This is a genomic window from Lysinibacillus sp. PWR01, assembly GCF_043359455.1.
GTDB lineage: Bacteria > Bacillota > Bacilli > Bacillales_A > Planococcaceae > Lysinibacillus > Lysinibacillus fusiformis_F.
On sequence record NZ_JBHERJ010000073.1, the window covers coordinates 311,753 to 328,016 of the forward strand.

At 38.9% G+C, this 16,264-nt stretch carries 23 protein-coding genes; 8 read left to right on the forward strand and 15 right to left on the reverse strand.

The genetic code is table 11. The features are described from left to right. The first annotated feature begins 10 nt into the window (after positions 1-10). The gene (locus ACEVFT_RS16215) at positions 11-277 is read left to right on the forward strand and encodes a translation initiation factor 2 (RefSeq protein WP_393950720.1); all 267 of its coding nucleotides are present in this window, start codon (positions 11-13) and stop codon (positions 275-277) included. Between the two features lie 42 nt (positions 278-319). On the opposite strand, the gene ACEVFT_RS16220 is transcribed toward ACEVFT_RS16215, so the two are convergent. From ACEVFT_RS16220 to fabZ, 5 genes are all read right to left on the reverse strand, one after another. Further along, positions 320-1,066, reverse strand: a complete 747-nt coding sequence (locus tag ACEVFT_RS16220; RefSeq protein ID WP_393950721.1) for a polysaccharide deacetylase family protein — start codon at positions 1,064-1,066, stop codon at positions 320-322. 62 nt (positions 1,067-1,128) lie between these two features. Beyond that, positions 1,129-1,587, reverse strand: coding sequence for a DinB family protein (locus ACEVFT_RS16225; protein ID WP_393950722.1), 459 nt, complete (start codon positions 1,585-1,587; stop codon positions 1,129-1,131). Beyond that, positions 1,571-2,065 (reverse strand): hydroxymyristoyl-ACP dehydratase, encoded by a 495-nt coding sequence (locus tag ACEVFT_RS16230; protein WP_393950723.1) that lies wholly within the window; start codon positions 2,063-2,065, stop codon positions 1,571-1,573. Before ACEVFT_RS16230 ends, ACEVFT_RS16225 begins: the two co-directional genes overlap by 17 nt. Before the next feature lie 92 nt (positions 2,066-2,157). Further along, complete coding sequence (locus ACEVFT_RS16235; protein ID WP_342443615.1) at positions 2,158-2,337, reverse strand: hypothetical protein; 180 nt, start codon at positions 2,335-2,337, stop codon at positions 2,158-2,160. A gap of 18 nt (positions 2,338-2,355) precedes the next feature. After that, positions 2,356-2,781 carry a 3-hydroxyacyl-ACP dehydratase FabZ gene (gene fabZ, locus ACEVFT_RS16240; protein WP_205443409.1) on the reverse strand — a complete coding sequence of 142 codons (426 nt, stop codon included), beginning with the start codon at positions 2,779-2,781 and terminating at the stop codon, positions 2,356-2,358. Positions 2,782-2,983: 202 nt separating this feature from the next. Between fabZ and ACEVFT_RS16245 the strand changes: the two genes are divergently transcribed. Together ACEVFT_RS16245 and ACEVFT_RS16250 are read left to right on the forward strand one after the other, a co-directional pair. After that, positions 2,984-3,601 carry a LysE family translocator gene (locus ACEVFT_RS16245; protein WP_393950724.1) on the forward strand — a complete coding sequence of 206 codons (618 nt, stop codon included), beginning with the start codon at positions 2,984-2,986 and terminating at the stop codon, positions 3,599-3,601. Between the two features lie 88 nt (positions 3,602-3,689). After that, complete coding sequence (locus ACEVFT_RS16250; protein WP_393950725.1) at positions 3,690-4,169, forward strand: DinB family protein; 480 nt, start codon at positions 3,690-3,692, stop codon at positions 4,167-4,169. A gap of 23 nt (positions 4,170-4,192) precedes the next feature. Here ACEVFT_RS16250 and ACEVFT_RS16255 read toward each other — a convergent pair whose 3' ends face one another. From ACEVFT_RS16255 to ACEVFT_RS16265, 3 genes are all read right to left on the reverse strand, one after another. After that, positions 4,193-5,131, reverse strand: coding sequence for a DUF2268 domain-containing putative Zn-dependent protease (locus tag ACEVFT_RS16255; RefSeq protein WP_393950726.1), 939 nt, complete (start codon positions 5,129-5,131; stop codon positions 4,193-4,195). Between the two features lie 5 nt (positions 5,132-5,136). Continuing rightward, a complete protein-coding gene (locus tag ACEVFT_RS16260) occupies positions 5,137-5,628 on the reverse strand; it encodes a GNAT family N-acetyltransferase (protein WP_393950727.1) in 492 nt (163 codons plus the stop codon). Positions 5,629-5,727: 99 nt separating this feature from the next. Then, complete coding sequence (locus tag ACEVFT_RS16265) at positions 5,728-5,892, reverse strand: hypothetical protein (protein ID WP_004230164.1); 165 nt, start codon at positions 5,890-5,892, stop codon at positions 5,728-5,730. 207 nt (positions 5,893-6,099) lie between these two features. On the opposite strand from ACEVFT_RS16265, the gene ACEVFT_RS16270 reads away from it, so the two are divergent. Continuing rightward, positions 6,100-6,945: a copper amine oxidase N-terminal domain-containing protein gene (locus ACEVFT_RS16270; RefSeq protein ID WP_393950728.1), complete on the forward strand. Its 846-nt coding sequence runs from the start codon at positions 6,100-6,102 to the stop codon at positions 6,943-6,945. A 92-nt stretch (positions 6,946-7,037) separates the two neighbouring features. Further along, positions 7,038-7,211, forward strand: coding sequence for a hypothetical protein (locus ACEVFT_RS16275; protein ID WP_393950729.1), 174 nt, complete (start codon positions 7,038-7,040; stop codon positions 7,209-7,211). Positions 7,212-7,260: 49 nt separating this feature from the next. Here the strand turns inward: ACEVFT_RS16275 and ACEVFT_RS16280 are convergent, their stop codons facing one another. Together ACEVFT_RS16280 and ACEVFT_RS16285 are read right to left on the reverse strand one after the other, a co-directional pair. Continuing rightward, the gene (locus ACEVFT_RS16280) at positions 7,261-7,644 is read right to left on the reverse strand and encodes a VOC family protein (protein WP_393950730.1); all 384 of its coding nucleotides are present in this window, start codon (positions 7,642-7,644) and stop codon (positions 7,261-7,263) included. Between the two features lie 50 nt (positions 7,645-7,694). Then, positions 7,695-7,973: an ArsR/SmtB family transcription factor gene (locus ACEVFT_RS16285; RefSeq protein ID WP_342443729.1), complete on the reverse strand. Its 279-nt coding sequence runs from the start codon at positions 7,971-7,973 to the stop codon at positions 7,695-7,697. A 378-nt stretch (positions 7,974-8,351) separates the two neighbouring features. Between ACEVFT_RS16285 and ACEVFT_RS16290 the strand changes: the two genes are divergently transcribed. Further along, complete coding sequence (locus ACEVFT_RS16290; RefSeq protein WP_393950731.1) at positions 8,352-8,816, forward strand: hypothetical protein; 465 nt, start codon at positions 8,352-8,354, stop codon at positions 8,814-8,816. A gap of 225 nt (positions 8,817-9,041) precedes the next feature. Here the strand turns inward: ACEVFT_RS16290 and ACEVFT_RS16295 are convergent, their stop codons facing one another. Further along, positions 9,042-9,533 carry an Lrp/AsnC family transcriptional regulator gene (locus ACEVFT_RS16295; protein ID WP_393950732.1) on the reverse strand — a complete coding sequence of 164 codons (492 nt, stop codon included), beginning with the start codon at positions 9,531-9,533 and terminating at the stop codon, positions 9,042-9,044. A 206-nt stretch (positions 9,534-9,739) separates the two neighbouring features. On the opposite strand from ACEVFT_RS16295, the gene ACEVFT_RS16300 reads away from it, so the two are divergent. Next, positions 9,740-10,615 carry a DMT family transporter gene (locus tag ACEVFT_RS16300; RefSeq protein WP_342534769.1) on the forward strand — a complete coding sequence of 292 codons (876 nt, stop codon included), beginning with the start codon at positions 9,740-9,742 and terminating at the stop codon, positions 10,613-10,615. A gap of 70 nt (positions 10,616-10,685) precedes the next feature. Here the strand turns inward: ACEVFT_RS16300 and ACEVFT_RS16305 are convergent, their stop codons facing one another. Beyond that, positions 10,686-13,760, reverse strand: a complete 3,075-nt coding sequence (locus ACEVFT_RS16305; protein ID WP_393950733.1) for a hybrid sensor histidine kinase/response regulator — start codon at positions 13,758-13,760, stop codon at positions 10,686-10,688. A 319-nt stretch (positions 13,761-14,079) separates the two neighbouring features. Between ACEVFT_RS16305 and ACEVFT_RS16310 the strand changes: the two genes are divergently transcribed. Continuing rightward, positions 14,080-14,592 (forward strand): GNAT family N-acetyltransferase, encoded by a 513-nt coding sequence (locus tag ACEVFT_RS16310; RefSeq protein WP_393950734.1) that lies wholly within the window; start codon positions 14,080-14,082, stop codon positions 14,590-14,592. 50 nt (positions 14,593-14,642) lie between these two features. On the opposite strand, the gene ACEVFT_RS16315 is transcribed toward ACEVFT_RS16310, so the two are convergent. The 3 genes from ACEVFT_RS16315 to ACEVFT_RS16325 form a co-directional block, all read right to left on the reverse strand. Next, positions 14,643-14,867, reverse strand: a complete 225-nt coding sequence (locus tag ACEVFT_RS16315) for a hypothetical protein (RefSeq protein WP_342443604.1) — start codon at positions 14,865-14,867, stop codon at positions 14,643-14,645. A 251-nt stretch (positions 14,868-15,118) separates the two neighbouring features. Beyond that, complete coding sequence (locus ACEVFT_RS16320; protein ID WP_205443389.1) at positions 15,119-15,457, reverse strand: hypothetical protein; 339 nt, start codon at positions 15,455-15,457, stop codon at positions 15,119-15,121. Between the two features lie 101 nt (positions 15,458-15,558). Then, a complete protein-coding gene (locus tag ACEVFT_RS16325; RefSeq protein ID WP_393950735.1) occupies positions 15,559-16,095 on the reverse strand; it encodes a TlpA family protein disulfide reductase in 537 nt (178 codons plus the stop codon). Between the last annotated feature and the right edge of the window lie 169 nt (positions 16,096-16,264).

Consider the following 16,264-nt stretch of genomic DNA (forward strand, 5'->3'; position numbering starts at 1 on the left):
AGGCAGAAAAATGGGAAGAAATAATAAACAGAACCAGGACAATGATTCAATGGATATTTATATCGCAAAGTTAGCCTATATCGGCACAGCCATTTCAACGTTAGGGGATGGCATACAGACCATCGCAGCTGGTCTAGCCCTAGAGTCACTACAAAATGCGAAGAATGATTCTTCTCCAACAAATAATGGTGATCAAACAGCCAAAGTCGATCACATGCAGAAACAAATCGATTATTTAATTGCTGAGCTGAAGCAAATCAAAAAAATGTTAAAATAACCTTTACATAAAGAGTAGTGCTGAAGATGGATCACTTCAACACTACTGTTTTTTTTCCATTTTCTTATTTGTCCTTTGGATTTCCAATAATTCAGAAACCGTCACAAACTGGTAGCCCTGTTTTTCAAGCTCTGGTAGGATTTGCTCCATTGCCTTGACTGTTTGTGCTCTATTTCCCCCACCGTCATGAAAAAGTACAATATTGCCTGCCTTTACACCTTTTAATACCGTACTCACGATGCGATTGACACCAGGACTTTTCCAGTCAAGTGTATCTAAATGCCAGGACCACATCACAACTTTATAGCCTTCTTTTGCGATGGCATCAATCATTGCATCAGTATATTGTCCTTCTACTGGTCGAAATAATGTTGGCTGATAGCCTGTAATGCCTGCAATCACTTCATCTGTTTGTTGTATTTCCTTCATTAAATTAGGTACATTTGTCTTGAAAGGGTGTGTAAAGGTATGATTGGCCAATTCATGTCCTTCTTCATACATCCTTGTAATCAGCTCAGGATTTTTTTCCGCATTTTGACCGACAATAAAAAAGGTTGCTTTCGCATGATATTTTTCCAATACATCAAGGATTTCTGCTGTATATTTGCGATGTGGCCCATCATCAAATGTTAAGGCAATGATTTTTTTATCTGTCTGGATTTCCCAAAGAATTTGACCTGCTTCTTCATAATACTTTCTTCCTTTATTTTCAGAAGAACTCACTTTTACATAAAAAAGCGACACCGTGATGAGACTAATTGGTAGTAAAAACAATAAAAACTTTTTCACATGTTCACGTCCCCAAATAATTTTTTCGTACTTTATTATTTGAGGATTTCATAAAAAAATGCCTACGTTTCGCATTCATCCATTAAAATTTGCTGGTGGATATGATGTTCCAAATGTTGTATATACTCTTCAATCAACCATCCCAAAGTCCTTTGTTGCTGATTGATCATACATGGAAGGCCTAATGATTCTTCAGCTAGGTGTTCCAGCACGTACATGATTTTTTTGTTTAAGCTTGTCCATAACAATAAGATATCTTCTATCGGTAATTCCTGATAGCCCTGTAACGCGACCCATTGTACTTGGTCGTATGTAGTCACTACATAGGGTGAAGCTTCATACTGAATTTGAAGCAATCGTTCAAGATGGACGATAGCCGCATCACATAAATGACCGATTACCTCCTTTTTGGACCATTTTTTCGGAGCCGGTCGTTTTGTACTTTCCGCTTCTGTCATAACATGAAATACTTCTGGTACTTTTATAAGCCAATAATGTAATTGATCAACTGTCTTTTGCATGAAGGTCACTCCCTTCGGAATCAATGGTTACGTAATAATCCAATAAAGCAATCACCGCCTGCACCCGCTTATATTCGAATTCAATTTTAAAGGAAATCCATATAATGACGACATGAAAACTCAAGACGGCTAATGCGACGATTTGGACAAGTGACATGCCTAACAGGAGCTTGCTATTTATGGTGATAGCTATGAACGTAAAAACGGATAGAATGACACCACTCATTGTAATGAACATGGGCTTCATACGTAGTATCTCATTTGCCTGTGCTTTTAACAGATGGACGATAAATCGCAGCTCCTGCCTTGTATATTGTTGCTGAAAAATAACAAAATAGGACTGATACACATCTTCATCAAGTTTTTTATGCAGTATATTTTTATGCATCTTTAGGACAAATTGATCACAAAAATCGTGTGCCAACGCTTGCTCTGGCTTTAACTGCTCTTCATTTTTTTCAATAATGGCGACCCTCAAACCTCCTCACCCTCTCATCATTAAAACTTTCACTCCATTCACTATATGAAGGAAAGAGAGTCGTGTAGTACGTTATCAAGCAAAGTCGTTTATTATTGATTGTCTTTTCGTCGTCCTCTACTCAATCCGAAAATAGCTGTTGCAAAAACAAAAACCGCTGTACAGAGCCACATTGTCAACCCATTCCAAGCGCCTTTAGCAATCGTACTATTCACCAATAGCGTTATTTGCATAATACAAATGGCGATATAAAGCATAAATGTGTAATTCAACGGAGCACCTCCATTTTTTTATGATCCAAACGCAAAAACAAGATCTGTTTCACAAACGATTTCTCCATCTACGGTGGCAATTCCTCTACCTTTCCCAACTGCTCCCTTTACTCGTGTGATGTCTACCTCAAGACGCAGCTGATCACCAGGCTTTACTTGTTTCTTAAAGCGACAATGATCAATTCCTGCCAATAAGCCTAAACGCCCCTCATTCCCTGCCTTTGTCAGCATAATTATTGCACTAACCTGTGCTAATGCTTCAACAATTAACACACCTGGCATCACAGGATACTGTGGAAAATGACCTGTAAAAAACTCTTCATTGATCGTCACATTTTTCATTCCAACTGCGCGCTTTCCTTCCTCTAATTCCATAATACGATCCACCAAAAGAAATGGATAACGGTGAGGCAAAATAGCTTGTATTTGTTGACCTGTTAACATATGAATTCCTCCAAAATATTTTTATACCCTTATTCTAACACTAAATATTAGTACTAGGTAATAAAATCTAATTAATAGTTTTCTGAATTATTTTTCATTATTTTTTCAATATTTCTTTATCGACAGCCACACAACAGCTAGAATATAATATTTCATGCATTCACCCTAGAATGATTAGTTTATTAGAATAGGATGGTTTCGCATGTTATCTTTTATCGCAATAGTTCTTTTATTATTTTTAATCCCAGGTCCTGCGGTGATTATTACCATTACACAAACATTAAAAAGCGGGAAAAAGAATGGTATTTATACAGCTTTAGGCATCGGTCTCGGTGACTTGGTTCATACATTAGCGGCTGTTTTAGGTCTTTCCGCTATCTTGATGAAATCAGCCACTGCCTTTGAAGTGGTGAAATATATTGGTGTGGCATACCTTGTTTACTTAGGTATTCAGATGCTCCTCACAAAACCAAAGAAAATCGAACAACCGACTGTCGAACAAAGTCCTGCTAGTACGTCCTTCCGCCAAGGCTTTTTAGCAGAAATCCTCAATCCAAAGACGGCACTGTTTTTCCTTGCCTTCTTACCGCAATTTGTTCAGCATAACGAGCAATCTGTCACAAGCCAATTGCTAACACTTGGTATTACATTTGTCGTGATGAGTGCTTTATATACAATCCTACTAGCGGTTCTTACAAGCTTCATTGGCGAAAAAATCTTTACGAAAACAAGCGGTAGCTCACGCTGGCTTGAAAAAACAGTTGGCTTCGTTTATATCGGTCTCGGTGTCCGTTTAGCGTTACAGACACAAAGTAGATGAATTGGAGAAGAACACAAAAGAGTGTTCTTCTTTTTTTGCAGGAAAATGGAGAATTTTAGCCAATACATATTAAAAAGGAGGCTTGAACTTGAATCAACGCCAAGAAAATTTATTTCAGCAGTTAGCACATTACCGTAGCGAGTTACTCCATTTACTAGAGCATGTGTCAGAAGAAAAGGCAAACATCATTCCAGCAGGTTTTCATCATCATATTCGCTGGAATATGGGCCATGTTTATCTCGATCAATATTTATGGATAGAGGCTTTAACAAAAGAAAAGGATGCGGAGCTAGACGTTTTCAAGAAATGGTTTGGTTTTGGTACATCGCCTATACATTTTGACGACGAAACGCCAACCTTTGAGGAGTTAAAAACGTATTTGGCTCAGCAACCCTCTCATTTAAAGGAGCGCTATGGTCATCGATTGGCGGAAGAATTCCCACCTATTGACATGGGTATGCAGACCATTGAACAAGTACTCCTACGCACCATCTTTCATGAAGGGATGCATTTACAAGCAATTTTAACCATTCATCGATGCCTAAACGAAGCAACAGACCGCGTTTGATACTCGGTCTGCTGCTTACTTGTTTATTGATAGTTTTCGAGATAGTTTCCTTTCTCAAAAATTTCTTTCGGACTTAAGGCGGTCCATTCCTCTATCGATACATCGGGGTGCAAATCAAGATAGGATTTTACCATTTTATAGCCTTCACTGTAGCCATATTCATAGGGTAGACCATTTCCACCTAAATTGATTTCAGATGCACGATTCAAGTCCCTCTTTTCGAGATCTCCTACAATTTTTGACCAATAAAAGTCTTTGGAATTGAAATCAATTTTCCTTAAATCCATTTCGGGATTGACTAATTTTTCAAACATAACTGCTTTTCCTTCAAACACCATATGGTCCAATACGGTTCCTTCAGTTTTTGGGCGGTTTTCAGTCAAAACACTATGATGATATTCATGAGGTATTGTATATCTTATATATTCATCATTATAATATTTATTGTATAGAACAGTTATTTTACCTGACCCTATAGCCACCATGCCAATTCCTACATCTGTAGCAGGAAAAACACATACGGTTGTTTCATTTTTTGTAGGAAGAAAATCAGAAGCTTTGAAAAGAGCTTCTTTAATACTCCTTTCCGTTGCTTCCCTTTCAATATTTTCACTTAATAATTGATTTTCTTTTATTTGTTTAGGCGTTATGTTTAGCACCAACTCAGCCAAGTTTATATATTCACCATTCTCAAAACAAGCACTATAAACTGGATCAACGACCTCTTCTCGATAGATGTCCAATGGTGAACGATCTGGGTCACTTTCTACCTTTTCCGTATAGTTTTGAAAAAGCTCATAAGCATGTATTATTTTAAATGGTTGCTTTGTTTTTGGATGTTCGAATGAAACCGTGATACTTTCTACATCTGGTTTTTCATGGGAAGGCTTTTCTGTTTGTGCACAGGCACTAAGCATGAAGCATAGCAGCATTAATACGACAAAACCCTTTACATAATTCATCCTTTTCATCCGTCCTTTTCATCAATAAATCTTTTAACCATGCTAACGTTCGTCAACGATATGCCTTGTCGTTCGACTGTTTGTGTTTGCATGATTTGGTACCCTTTCCGTTCGAAAAATGGTCTCGCTGTAAGACTAGCATCTGTGGAGATATGAGTAAGACCAAGCTTTTTTGCGTCCGCTTCTAGTAAATCTACTAAGGCGGAGGCAATCCCCTGACCCTGGAAATCCTTATGGACATAAAGACGATCTAAATAACCCTCCATTGTCATATCTCCAAAGCCAACAATTTGATGATGCGCCCTTGCGATATAGGTCTTATTATTTCTTAAAGACTGCTGCCAAGCCGCTACGCTAACTGGCTGCATTGCTAACGGTGCCCAAGCCTCCAATTGTGCCTGTGAATAATCTTGAGCGTTTACACTATGTACAGTTTCGTAAAATAATTGCAGAATTTCTTCTAAATCATCGTCATGATAGTTTGTAAAATCAAGCATCTATACACCCCTTTTCTCGCAATCTATTATACCAATGATAGGATATTTATGTAAAATTATAGTAAGCTTATAGATCAAAGTAATCTATAAGCTTTTGTTCTACTGTTTCGGTGTATTGGCTGTCAGCGGATTCGCATTGGCGACTAATTGTACAGGCGTCGTTGTTTGTTGAAAGCTATCCTTCTGTCCTTGATTGGATTTCCCATAGCCTTTCATCACAGCAAATAATGCCGCACCAACAATGCCCCATGTCAAAAACTTCATTCAATAACCTCCTTTCAGCGTTAGTATTCGAGAACAAATACAGATTATACGCTGTCAAAAAGTAGCTATAGCGATGTAGACTTTGTGTCATTGTATATCTGATGATATAAAGAGATTAAAAATAGTAATATTTTTATTATAAACAGAAGAATATTATGGTAAAATTTCGAAGGTGGTAAGTGTTATGAGTAAAGGAGGTTTATTACCATGAAGAAAATTTTTACAGGGCTATGTCTAACAACGATGCTGTGGATGGCAACGCCCGCTGAGGCTGCAACAACACAAATCAAAATCGACGATGTTGTGGTACAATCTGATACAGTACCTGAGCAAAAAAACAATCGAACAATGGTGCCATTGCGTGTGATCAGTGAAAACCTTGGTGCGCAAGTTCATTGGCAGGATGCCCAAATCACCCTCTCAATGGATCAAGCAACCGTTAAATTGAATCTAAATAACCGAACAGTCATTAAAAATGGGGAAACAGAGCAATTGGATATACAGCCATACGTGAAAAATAATCGCACCTATGTACCAATCCGCTTTATTGCTGAAACATTTGGCAGTCAAGTGCATTACAATCAAGGGACAGTGAATATTACGACTGAACCATTGCTAATTGAAGGTGAAAAAATCAAGGTGCTTCGCTATGAATATCATATGACAATGGGTGGTGTCATTCAGGATATTAAGGGCCATGCCTATCACCAAGCGCTTTTCAACATTTTCCAAGAAAAGAAAGGCGACAAAGTAGAGGCTCCGAAAGAATATTATTGGCACTTTAATCTAGAAGCTCCGGGATCTTATTATAAGCTTGATCAATTTGATTTTATGAGCCATGACAATAACAGTGTCAAACAATATGATATCTATACATTAAATCAACCTTTCCCTGAGGAACTATTACAAGGCTATCCTAAAGTTCTACTACATGATACAACAGAGGATAACTGGTATTTATTCTCTGAACAAGCTGTAAAGTCTATTCAGCAACTGATTCATAGTGCAGATAACAATGGATTTAGCAAAATTATTAGTAATACAGTCGCTTAAAAAAATTTTTTGATGGCAGCTATACGCAACATATTCTGTATGAAAATGTGCAAAATATTCATATCAACGATTGATTGATGGAGGTTTGCCTCATGCAGAAATTCCTGTCATTAAGTATTGTGCTACTATTCCTTTTATCTGCTTGTTCGTCGGAAGAAGCTCCACCCAGCGAAGAAGCCGAAGCTAAAGAACAGACCGTAAATGCGCAACCAAAAGAAAACCACCATGCCTTGGGCTATGACAAAGGTTGGACAATGGCTGAATAATGTAAAAAGCGTGTTTTGATAAAATGATATCAAAACACGCTTCTATAAACTATCTTTGTATAATTTGAATAAGGTTGCCACATGTATCATTGAAAACTGCTATTGTGACCTCCCCCGCTTTTGTCGGCTTGATCGTAAATTCAACGCCCTTCTCCAGTAAACGTGTGTACTCCTTGTCTAAATCAGCGATTCCAAACATCGTGGCTGGAATTCCTTCAGCGAAAATCTTGCTTTGATAGTCCTTTGCGGCAGGATGCTCATCTGGCTCAAGTAATAGCTCAGTCCCTTCTAAATCATCAGGCGACACAAGCGTTAGCCATCTATGTTTTCCTAATGGAACATCCTCCTTTTTTACAAATCCTAGCTTTTCCGTATAAAATGCAAGTGCCTTTTCCTGATCTTGTACAAAGATACTGTTGACAATAATGTTCAATTTATTTTCCTCCTTTTGAGTCGTTAAGAAGCATCCTTCACATGAAAGCTTTACTCTACCCATCCTTTCAGCAAATCTTTTAGCGGTTCTTTATTGAAAAGAATCACTCGATATTTTCCCTTCCGCTGTGATATGACGAGTCCAGCCCCCTCCAATACAGAGAGATGTTTAGCAATCCCCTGCCTCGAAATAGAAAGTTCATGTTTCATTAGAAGACGCACCGTCAGTTCATACAACGTCATCTCATCCCGCTCAGCTAGCTCATCTAATATAAGTCGCCGAGTCGAGTCCCCAAGTGCTTTAAAAACAGCGTCTTTGTCCCAATTCATAGCTCGATTATAGGCAACTATATGGTTGCATGTCAACTATAAGCAACTTGTAGGTTGCTTGAGTTTTGTACGTGTGGTCTCCTTATTTGAACGGGGTGAATCTTTTAGGAGCGGGGTTCTCTTCATTTGGAGCGGGGGCTATTCTTTTTGGAGCGGGGCTCTCTTCTTTTGGAGCGGGGGCTATTCTTTTAAGAGCGGAGTTCTACTCATTTAGAGCGGATTCTTACCTTTTTGGAGCGCTTCTCTACTCATTAGGAGCGGCTGCTCTCCTTTTTGGAGCGGCTCTCTACTCATTTAGAGCGGCTACTCACCTTTTCGGAGCGGGTCTCTACTCATTTGGAGCGGCTGCTTACCTTTTTGGAGCACTTCTCTACTCATTTGGAGCGGCTGCTTACCTTTTTGGAGCGCTTCTCTACTCATTTAGAGCAGATTCCCACCTTTTTGGAGCGGGTCTCTACTCATTTAGAGCGGCGACTAACCTTTTTGGAGCGCTTCTCTACTCATTTAGAGCGACTGCTAACCTTTTTGGAGACGGTCACTACTCATTTAGAGCGGAAACTCACCTTTTTGGAGCGGGTCACTACTCTTTTAGAGCGGCTGCCAACCTTTTTGGAGCGAATCCCTCCTCATTTAGAGCTGATTCTTACCTTTTTAGAGCGGCTCTCTACTCATTTAGAGCGGCTGCTTACCTTTTTGGAGCACTTCTCTACTCATTTAGAGCGGCTGCTCTCCTTTTTGGAGCGCTTCTCTACTCATTTAGAGCGGCTGCTCTCCTTTTTGGAGCGCTTCTCTACTCATTTGGAGCGGCTGCTTACCTTTTTGGAGCGGTTCATCCTCATTTAGAGCGGCTACTCACCTTTTTGGAGCGCTTCTCTACTCATTTGGAGCGGCTGCCAACCTTTTTGGAGCGAATCCCTCCTCATTTAGAGCGGAATCTAACCTTTTTGGAGAGAATCCCTCCTCATTCAGAGCGGCTGCCACCCTTTCGTGATTAGGCCTCGACCGCTATAATAGATAAAATAACAAAAGATCCTCATGATAACTAAAAAACAGCAAGCCTGAGTTGACTCACTCAGGCTTGCTGTTTTCTTCGATTGGTAGCACCGTGGAATATTTAATTTCCCGCAAGGATAAATTCGTTTGAATTCTAGAGATCCCCAGCTTATTTAATTTTCGAATGAATTGATCCAAGTCTTTACGATCACGAATGACAACTTTTAACAAATAATCATAGGCACCTGTTAAGCAATGACATTCCAAAATTTCGGTCATTGTTTTCAAGCTGTTTTCTAGCTCCTCTATTTCCTTTTCCTGATGAATATTGGTGCTCATAAAAATATAGCACAATAAATCAAAACCTAATTTTTCCTGATTTAAAATCGCGACTTGTTGATCAATATAGCCTTCATTTTCTAGGCGTTTCACCCTTGTATGGGTTGCTGGTGGGGATAAATTCACCCGTCTAGCTAATTCCGCGTTGCTCATTTGAACCTCTTGCTGCAAAATGGCTAAGATTTGCAGATCCACATTATCTAATCCTTTATTTTTTATATCTTCCATTGCTTTCTCCTCTTTTGATTATTTTTAGACAAGCAGGTTTTGAACACGATTTCAAAACATTATTTCAATAATCGTTAAATAACTTTCAATTATTTCGAATTTCTTCATTTACACAAAATATTATACTGTCAAATTACCAATAGTGCTATGATTCTTATTATACATAAAAGCAAAAGGAGTGTTCCTATACTGTGGTCAAATTTTATATGGGCTTAATGCTCGTCACAAGCTTACTATGGGGAGGCAATTTTGTTGTGGCTAAGACGCTGGTGGCGCATGCCTCTCCGATGACATTAACGATGGTCAGATGGTTGATTGCGGTGATCATCCTTCTACCTTTGGTTTGGTGGAAAGAGAAGAAATTAGTTCCTGCCAAGTCGGCTCTTGTACCTTTATTCCTGATGGGCATTACAGGTGTTGCCTTATTTAATATTTTTCAATTTTTAGCATTGGAACGAACAACCTCCACGAATGCTGGTCTTATTTCAACGATGAATACTATGTCCATCGCCCTTTTTTCCTTTGCCTTTCTGAAAGAAAAAATAAATGGCTTGCAGCTTTTAGCGATGATCCTCTCTTTATTTGGTGTCGTTCTTGTCCTTTCAAAGGGAGATTGGCAACAATTACTGAACTTCCAATTGAATACAGGAGATTTATGGATGGTGGCAGCCGTTTGTGTATGGGGACTTTACTCCGTTTGCAGTAAGTGGGCTATGAAAACAACCTCTCCTTTAATGGCGACATTGTATGCAGGCTTGTTTGGGGTGCTCATCCTAGTTCCATTCACGATTACGGATTTTACCTTTTCCAAAATCGACTCCTCTTTCATTCTTTCAATTCTTTATACAGGGGTCATCTCTACAGTAGTTTGTATGGTCCTTTGGAATATTGGCGTTCAGCAATTAGGTGCCACAACCTCTGGTATTTTTCTGAATTTCAATCCCATTTTTACAGCTCTGCTCGCCTTTTTATTTATCGGAGAACAGCTAAGCTGGCTGCAAGGCATTGGGGGAATCATCGTGATTATGGGGTGCTATTTATTCACATATTTTAAAGCGAAGACGCCACAGGCTGTGCTCTAACTCCATCTCTTTCGGTACATGCAGGAACTACGGTAATTGAAAATAAAAGATGCATTCCCCCTCTCAAAACTCAACGAGAGGCAATGCATCTAATGGATTCGTTGGTGTTTTTGGCTAGTACAACAAATGAAACCGTAGTCCCTTCGTGCAGCTTGCTTGTAATGCGCAAACCCTGACCGTAATGATGTTGCAGTCTTATATGGGTATTGATTAAACCAATACTTCTGGATGGTCGCTTTTCCATCTGCAGTAGCTTCGCTAATTGTTCTTCATTCATCCCAACGCCATCATCCGCTACAGTGATTTCGAGATGGGTAGTATAATCGATCATACGAATATGAATCGTTCCACCTTCAGCACGCTTTAAGATTCCGTGCTTTAATGCATTTTCAATTAAAGGCTGGATAGTCAATGATGGGATGAGGACATCTGTCTCCGCTTCTAGTTCCCATACGACCTGAATACGCTCTCCAAAACGCTCCTGCTGAATATAGAGATAGGCTTGAATCAACCTAAGTTCATTTTCTAGCGGCACAAGTGCTTCCACGTTTTGAAAATTATAGGACTCTCTTAAAAAATCGCTTAATGCCTCTACTAATTTACTTGTTCGGTCACTATCTAATTCACTTAACGTTAAGATGGCATTTAATGTATTAAAGAGAAAATGTGGCTCGATTTGTGCCTGAAGCCAAGCCGCCTCCATACGATGTAGCTCTTGAATAGAGCGCTTCACCTTTGTTAACGCCTCTACTCGGGATCGTAGCTCTAAGGCATCCACAGGCTTGATGACGTAATCATTGGCCCCTGCTAAAAAGCCATTTTCAATATCATGTGGCTGACTGCGCGCTGTCAACAATAAGACAGGTAAATCGGTCATCGTAAATTGCTTGCGAATACTACGTACTAATTCATATCCAGACATTTTCGGCATCATCACGTCTGAAATCACTAAATCCCATTCCTGAGACCAAATGCACGCTAGAGCCTTCAAGCCACTTGTTACAGTCACTACTTCATATTTTTCATTAGCTAATATCGTTTCGATCACTCTCAAGTTGATGGGCTCATCATCCACGACTAAAATGCGAGGACGGTTACATGCTGGTGAGCGATTAGTCTCCACAGTGGACTGCGAAGCCATTCTTTCCTGGCTCTTGTGTTCCTGCTTCTTCTCATCGGTATCGTGGCTATCCGCTTCATCCGATAAAGGTAATGTAAAGGCAAAGGTTGAACCTTGTCCTACCACTGACTGTACCTCTAATGTTCCACCATGTAATTCAATAAGTCGTTTACTTATGTTGAGTCCCAGTCCAAATCCGCCTTCAATGATGGTTTTACTAACAGTCCCTTGTTCATAGGGCTCAAATATACGCTGCATTGTCTCCGCATCCACACCAATGCCTGTATCGGCTATAACAATTTTAGCCATACCCTCTCCTGTCGTATAACCAGATAGCGTAATCGCCCCTTCATTGGTAAACTTCACAGCGTTATGTACTAAATTAAAGACAATTTGAATCACTCGATTTTCATCGGCTAATACCTTGTGAAAATCTTTTGGAATTTGGTTAACAAAGTGAACAGGCTTCCCCTCCATCATAAAGCGGAGCATATCTAACACAGCCACTACAATTGTGTGTATGGAAACAGTGCCTAGATGGAGCTTTTTCGTATTTTCCTTTAGACTCATTACATCCAGTAAATCATTTAACAATAAGGACATGCGTTTTCCAACAGCTAGCACCGTTTCTAAATCATTGACACTTTTATGACTAAGGACAGCTGCTTCACGCTCTAACACCGCTTTTGACATATTGATAATGCTATGAAGTGGATTGCGCAACTCATGTGACGTACTAGCCAAAAATTCATCCTTTAGCAAATCTGCCTTTTGCAGTTTTTGTGCAAGCTCTTTTGTATCGGCATGCACTTTCACATAATCCTTAAACCATAACGTGGCTAAACAGGCAATCGTGATAATCAAATCAAATGGATACGAAATCACCTTGATTCCAGTGATCAGCAGCAAGACATCCCATAGAATACTATTGACAAATGCGAGTATGGCTAAAAGAAGAAACACATTATGACGAATATCTTTTATTGTCCTTCCTAGCATTAACATCATCGTAATCACAATCGGAACAGCTAACAGGACAATATAAACACCTTGTATTGTCACAACATAACGTGTTGGTAATAGCATCGCCAATACAGATGCACAGGCACAAATAAGGGCAAACCCCTGTTTAGTACGATTTAGATGGCGGGGCAACCATGGCTCGATACATTGGAGGAGCGAATAGCCAATGCCAACCATCGAAAGATGAACGAATATAAAGCCCCAATCATAATTGATTGGAAACCAAAAAGAAAGAAGCTTATCATCACTCCCTAAAAGATAATAAAACATAATACTAATGGTTAGAACGGAAAAGAATAGTAAGCGTCTATCCTTATTCCCAAGTAAGTACAAAATGACAGAATAGATCGCATGTAAGATTAACACAACTGCTACGAGAAGCTGCATCGTGATAGATAATTGTGTTTCCCGAAAAATCATCTCTTCTCGTCCGAATTTAATGGAACGCACAATACCACCATTACGTGGGTCTTGAAAGTTAGCAACCTGCACAATAATGTCGATTTCACTTTGTCCCTTTGTTTCAAACGAAGCGGTAAACGGGACATTTTTGGCAATTGTTTGCTGGCGATTTTCACCTAGTTCCCCTGCAGCCGCAATTAAATGCCCATCCACATATATTTCCGCAGCACTACGAATACTAGGTACCCTCATACTAAATGTAAAAGCTTTTTCAGGGTCTATCAATAGTTTCAAATGATAGGAGCCATAACCATATGGTGTCAATTCACCCTCTTGAAAAACTTCATCCCAGCCATCTGGAACCTGTATATAGGTCGGAGGCATCAGAGGATTGTTCTCGTCCATCAACCAACTAGATGGATAAAATGCCCATTCACCATCAAGTGTCAAGGTGTGATGCTGGAAATCGAAATCTCGTAAATCTATTTGCCCCCCTTCAGCATATGGTTGATGTGATTGTATAAATAATTGTAACCATAGTAGTCGCGAGCCTGTTAACAAGAGAATAAATATGGTAATAATAACAGCAATCTTTTTCATAAGCGGCCTTGGCAAAAGGGGATGTTTTCATTGCTTAATGACGTCACAGCATTATGCGTTCCCTTTTTTAGCGAACGGCTGAAAAAACAAACGAGTATGCACGTTTATCCCTGATGCTACGCCTTCAGTACAAAAACAATTCCCTTTTGCAAAATTCACCTCCTAGGTCACGTTCCCCTAATGATTAATGTACAATCTATGAACCCAACCATTTTACTAATCGTACATCTACACCTACTGAACAATCGAAAAACAAGATGAGATTAGCCCTAGACTACGGGTATAATGAAAGAAAAACCCAAAATTGATTGGAGATACCATGAACATTCGATTAGAAAAATTAACACAGGATGATTTTGAAAATTTATATGCATTTGAGGTTAACAATAGGGCGTATTTTGAAAAAACAGTACCAAGCCGAGGGGATGACTATTACCATTTACCAAATTTCATAAGGAAAAATGACATGCTAGTAGAGGAACAAGTTCAACAGCTGTCTTATTTCTATCTAATAAAAAATGAACTTGGACAAATTATAGGAAGAATGAATGTAACCGATATTGATAAGCAGCAACAATTAGGTCATATCGGTTATAGAGTGGGAAAAGAATATAGTGGAAAAGGGGTTGCCCATACAGCCTTGCAATTAGTAGTAGACCTTATGCGCCAGGAAGGCATTCTCGTCATGGATGCACAAACAACGACGAACAATATAGCCTCTCAAAAAGTATTAGAGAAAAACGGCTTTAAAAAGATGGATAGAAGTGGGGAAACATTTGAAATGAATGGACAAAACTTCACATTCACTTATTATCGGTGGATTAATTCGTAGGATGATCTGACAAACCGTATTGTCAGATCATACAATTTAAATGGATGTGCCTAGTCCAATGAAACACCTTCAATGGCTGCTTTCAATTCTTCTAAGCTTTTGATCATTTGTAGCAAATAATGATATTCAGCTGCATTCATATGGTCACCATGCTCTGTTATGTATCTTTTTATACTACTTTCCATCGTTTGAATTGCTAGCATAGCTTTATAGTGAGCGTCAGGTGCTAGTTTTCTACTGTTTTCTGTATTATGTTGGTTTCGATTTTGGGGCACTGCGGTTTGATAGCTCCTTTAACATATCGTATACCTTTATAGATATAAGGATATACATATTTTGCACGATCAACGACTAGTATCTAATGATAATTCTAGTATAATAGTTATCCATTCATTCCTTTCTAATTGTAAAAATACAATTATTGAAGCCTATTTTATAATATTGCACTCTACAAATTCTATACAACGTAAAAAATCAAGATGAGCAGCTAGCCCTCTTGATTTTTTGCCTGTTGAACCAATAGCTTTTACATCTTTTGTGGGGGAATAATGCCTGTTACAAGTAAAATAAAGAATACTAAACCAATAAGGAAAAATACCAGTGAGGCTATAAATACGGGGCCAAGTGTAACCTTGAACCGCTCTCGCTCATGAATGATTCCTGTTTGTGCACTCACTTGGGATGCGAAAAGCCTCGACATCGCTCCACCGCTACTCGAAAAGTAAAATGTTCCTAATGTAAAGGCTACGCCCGTGAAAAACATCACTTCGATAAATCGTACAGAGAACATTGTGGCAATCCAATACGTCAGCGATATTTCTACAATCCATGCAATGATGATAATAATGATGTGTTTCCGCTGCATTCAAAGGAGCCCCCTTCCTTTTTTCTTCAGCTACATCTACGTATCATTTTGGAAAAAGTTTCATTTTTCTAACTATATTGTCTATAAGACTTTTATTGTTCTTAGAGGTCCTCAATCAATTGTGTTAATTCTTGTTGATTGAGTTCGCCTTTCATGCTGTGCTGTAATTTTCCTTCTTTATCAAAGATAAAGGTACTAGGATAATTCATCACTTCAAATGTTTTCTGTAGTACCCCCTCCTCGTCTAGGAAGATAGGAAACGATAAATCATAGGTATCCTTAAATGCTGCCGCCTTCGCATAGCTATCATAGGCTGTGGCATTGATGGCTAGTAGCTCGACATCCTTTGATTTTTGTTGATAAAAAGCCTCTAACTCAGGTGCTTCCTGTTGACAAGGTCCACACCAAGATGCCCAAAAATTCACAATTAATATTTTGCCCTTATATGCTTCAAATGTTGTGGAGGATTGATCTAGCTTTGTTAAAGCAGTCTCATAATTAATTTGTTTGGTGCCATCCTCCAAAACGGTCATAGAGGGTGTAAGAGATTCTTGAAAAAAAACATTTTTTAATGCCATACCAATAAAGATTGCGATAATGAGTGCTGAAATAATGAAGCCTATTTTTTTACGATGCATACAACTTCTCCTTTTAAAATATACAAATAATTGTATATTTTACCATACTATCTACTAACAGGATATGAACTTTTTGTAAAACATAAAAGTAGCCCCTACTTTGAAAGTAAGGGCTACGCATATTGTTGAAAAACAAAACCATTAATAGAATTTTTTTGAAAGGTGAAAA

Excerpts from the sequence above, each read along its gene's own strand:
- ACEVFT_RS16325 (WP_393950735.1), bottom strand. The coding sequence starts at position 16,095 with ATGCATCGTAAAAAAATAGGCTTCATTATTTCAGCACTCATTATCGCA.
- ACEVFT_RS16265 (WP_004230164.1), bottom strand. The coding sequence starts at position 5,892 with ATGAAGTTTTTGACATGGGGCATTGTTGGTGCGGCATTATTTGCTGTG.
- ACEVFT_RS16275 (WP_393950729.1), top strand. The coding sequence starts at position 7,038 with ATGCAGAAATTCCTGTCATTAAGTATTGTGCTACTATTCCTTTTATCT.
- ACEVFT_RS16310 (WP_393950734.1), top strand. The coding sequence starts at position 14,080 with ATGAACATTCGATTAGAAAAATTAACACAGGATGATTTTGAAAATTTA.
- ACEVFT_RS16300 (WP_342534769.1), top strand. The coding sequence starts at position 9,740 with ATGGGCTTAATGCTCGTCACAAGCTTACTATGGGGAGGCAATTTTGTT.
- ACEVFT_RS16320 (WP_205443389.1), bottom strand. The coding sequence starts at position 15,457 with ATGCAGCGGAAACACATCATTATTATCATCATTGCATGGATTGTAGAA.
- ACEVFT_RS16305 (WP_393950733.1), bottom strand. The coding sequence starts at position 13,760 with ATGAAAAAGATTGCTGTTATTATTACCATATTTATTCTCTTGTTAACA.
- ACEVFT_RS16245 (WP_393950724.1), top strand. The coding sequence starts at position 2,984 with ATGTTATCTTTTATCGCAATAGTTCTTTTATTATTTTTAATCCCAGGT.
- ACEVFT_RS16260 (WP_393950727.1), bottom strand. The coding sequence starts at position 5,628 with ATGCTTGATTTTACAAACTATCATGACGATGATTTAGAAGAAATTCTG.
- fabZ (WP_205443409.1), bottom strand. The coding sequence starts at position 2,781 with ATGTTAACAGGTCAACAAATACAAGCTATTTTGCCTCACCGTTATCCA.
- ACEVFT_RS16295 (WP_393950732.1), bottom strand. The coding sequence starts at position 9,533 with ATGGAAGATATAAAAAATAAAGGATTAGATAATGTGGATCTGCAAATC.
- ACEVFT_RS16285 (WP_342443729.1), bottom strand. The coding sequence starts at position 7,973 with ATGAATTGGGACAAAGACGCTGTTTTTAAAGCACTTGGGGACTCGACT.
- ACEVFT_RS16255 (WP_393950726.1), bottom strand. The coding sequence starts at position 5,131 with ATGAATTATGTAAAGGGTTTTGTCGTATTAATGCTGCTATGCTTCATG.
- ACEVFT_RS16215 (WP_393950720.1), top strand. The coding sequence starts at position 11 with ATGGGAAGAAATAATAAACAGAACCAGGACAATGATTCAATGGATATT.
- ACEVFT_RS16225 (WP_393950722.1), bottom strand. The coding sequence starts at position 1,587 with ATGCAAAAGACAGTTGATCAATTACATTATTGGCTTATAAAAGTACCA.
- ACEVFT_RS16270 (WP_393950728.1), top strand. The coding sequence starts at position 6,100 with ATGAAGAAAATTTTTACAGGGCTATGTCTAACAACGATGCTGTGGATG.